General features: G+C 50.0%; 2 protein-coding genes. One reads left to right on the top strand and one right to left on the bottom strand.

Going from position 1 to position 1745, the window contains the following annotated elements:
- Positions 1-83: 83 nt before the first annotated feature.
- Positions 84-830, bottom strand: coding sequence for a DUF561 domain-containing protein (locus RMO84_RS13415; RefSeq protein WP_396135856.1), 747 nt, complete (start codon positions 828-830; stop codon positions 84-86).
- Positions 831-1033: 203 nt separating this feature from the next.
- Between RMO84_RS13415 and RMO84_RS13410 the strand changes: the two genes are divergently transcribed.
- Positions 1034-1708: an acetoacetate decarboxylase family protein gene (locus tag RMO84_RS13410; RefSeq protein ID WP_310488950.1), complete on the top strand. Its 675-nt coding sequence runs from the start codon at positions 1034-1036 to the stop codon at positions 1706-1708.
- Positions 1709-1745: the final 37 nt, after the last annotated feature.

Raw genomic sequence — 1745 nt, 5'->3', positions numbered from 1 at the left:
GTCTTGACGTTTTTTTATGCGGGGGGAACCCCCGCATAAAAACGCCGCTTGTGGGTACCCATGTTGACTACGATACCAGCCTATTAGCTACGAACAGCAGTAGGCGCGGCAGCCAGAGCTTCTACCAAACTGCGAACCACCGCGATCGCGATAATTTCATCATCCAACTTGTTGATCGCCGAACCAACACCAATACCCGCAGCACCAAAGGCAATTGCCAGCGGTGCCGTCACGTTGGATAAACCCGAAGCACAGAGGACGGGGACATTGACAGCCCGAGCGATTTCATAGGCAGCCGCTAAAGTTGGTGCTGCTTTTTCGATTAAACCGAGGGTACCGGCATGGCTGGGCGAGCTACTAGTACCGCCTTCGGTTTGAATAATGTCCGCACCCGCCGCAACTAGAGCTTGGGCTAGCTCGACTTGTTTGTCGAGAGTTAGGATATGGGGAACGGTGACAGACAGGGTAATATGGGGCAACAAGGCACGAGTAGCCTTGGTGAGGGCTAAAACTTCCTCGGCTTCAAATCTGATGCCTTGAGCGTAGAAACTATCGAAATTACCGATTTCAATCAGGTCGGCACCAGCTTCAACCGCTGCGACAAATAATTGGGGATCGACAGCCGAAACACAGATCGGTAGGTTGGTGAGCTGACGTGCCATCCGCACGAGTTCGGGATCGGCAGCAATATCGATAAATGTCGCACCACCGAGATCTGCGGCTGTGACTACCATCGCCACTCGATCGCGATCGAAATTATTCAACCCACTGATGACTTTGAGGACTCGATTACTAGCAAAGGCTGTTTGCAGGCTATTCAACATATTCATCAACTTCTGAAGGGACGGATAAATCTTTATTTGAACCATTCTGACATCGATCGGGTAGGTTGGATCGACTGCCGATACTAAAGTCAACACGTCAATCTAGGCAATCGTTATTCACACCCGCATCTCTGACTTTGGGTGGATAGATATTTCCTGCTCTCCAAGTCATAATTTAGACATTCAAGACTTTTGCGGCATCGATCGATATGTCTTATCCTCCAGCTCCGTGGCACTTGTATGGAACTGCGCTGCAATCTCTACACGCGATCGATCTAGCGACTGCCAGACACTTCGTACCGCCAGATTTCGACATTGTAGCGGTGCTCCCAGGAAAAACAGTGGGCAGTGTGTATCTATCAGTCTACGAGGCTAATTCTACGCTCCAGTATCATGAATTAATCGTCGCTCCTGCTCTGGTGCGCTACCAAGGCAAAATCGGTGCTTGGATTTCACATATTTATGTCGATAATCCTCAATCTGTTGAGGGCGGTAGAAACATCTGGGGGCTGCCAAAACAGATGGCTGACTTCAGTTGGGACGATCGACAGGTAACGGCTTCACAGGCTCATAATTGTCTATGTCGAGTCGATCGATCGTCGTTAGCAGTTCCGCTTTCCTTCTGGGGTGACTTCAAAATTAGTGGGAATGTCTTTGGTGGATTAGAGCGAGAGATCCTGGCATTTCAAGGCGATGTCGCTGCCATGCTCAGCTGGACGCCATTGAGTTTACACATTCCGCCAGCAAGTCCCTTTGCCCCCCTAGATTTAGGTAATCCATTCTTATCTGTGGGATTCGATCGACTCCAGCTTACCGTTCATTCGCCATCGATCGTCGGTCATGCTCGATCGATTTTGAGTGATGCCACTAGCATTGTGAACTGAAAGTTATAGCAGCCGCCAAGCTAGGACACACCCCCGA

This window comes from Chamaesiphon sp. VAR_69_metabat_338 (assembly GCF_031423935.1).
Taxonomy (GTDB): Bacteria; Cyanobacteriota; Cyanobacteriia; order Cyanobacteriales; family Chamaesiphonaceae; genus Chamaesiphon.
The sequence above is the reverse complement of the archived record's forward strand: the minus strand, read 5'-3'. Positions and strand labels throughout refer to the sequence as shown.

Bases quoted from the DNA above. Each gene is read 5' to 3' on its own strand.
- RMO84_RS13415 (WP_396135856.1), bottom strand. From the start codon at position 830: ATGAATATGTTGAATAGCCTGCAAACAGCCTTTGCTAGTAATCGAGTC.
- RMO84_RS13410 (WP_310488950.1), top strand. From the start codon at position 1,034: ATGTCTTATCCTCCAGCTCCGTGGCACTTGTATGGAACTGCGCTGCAA.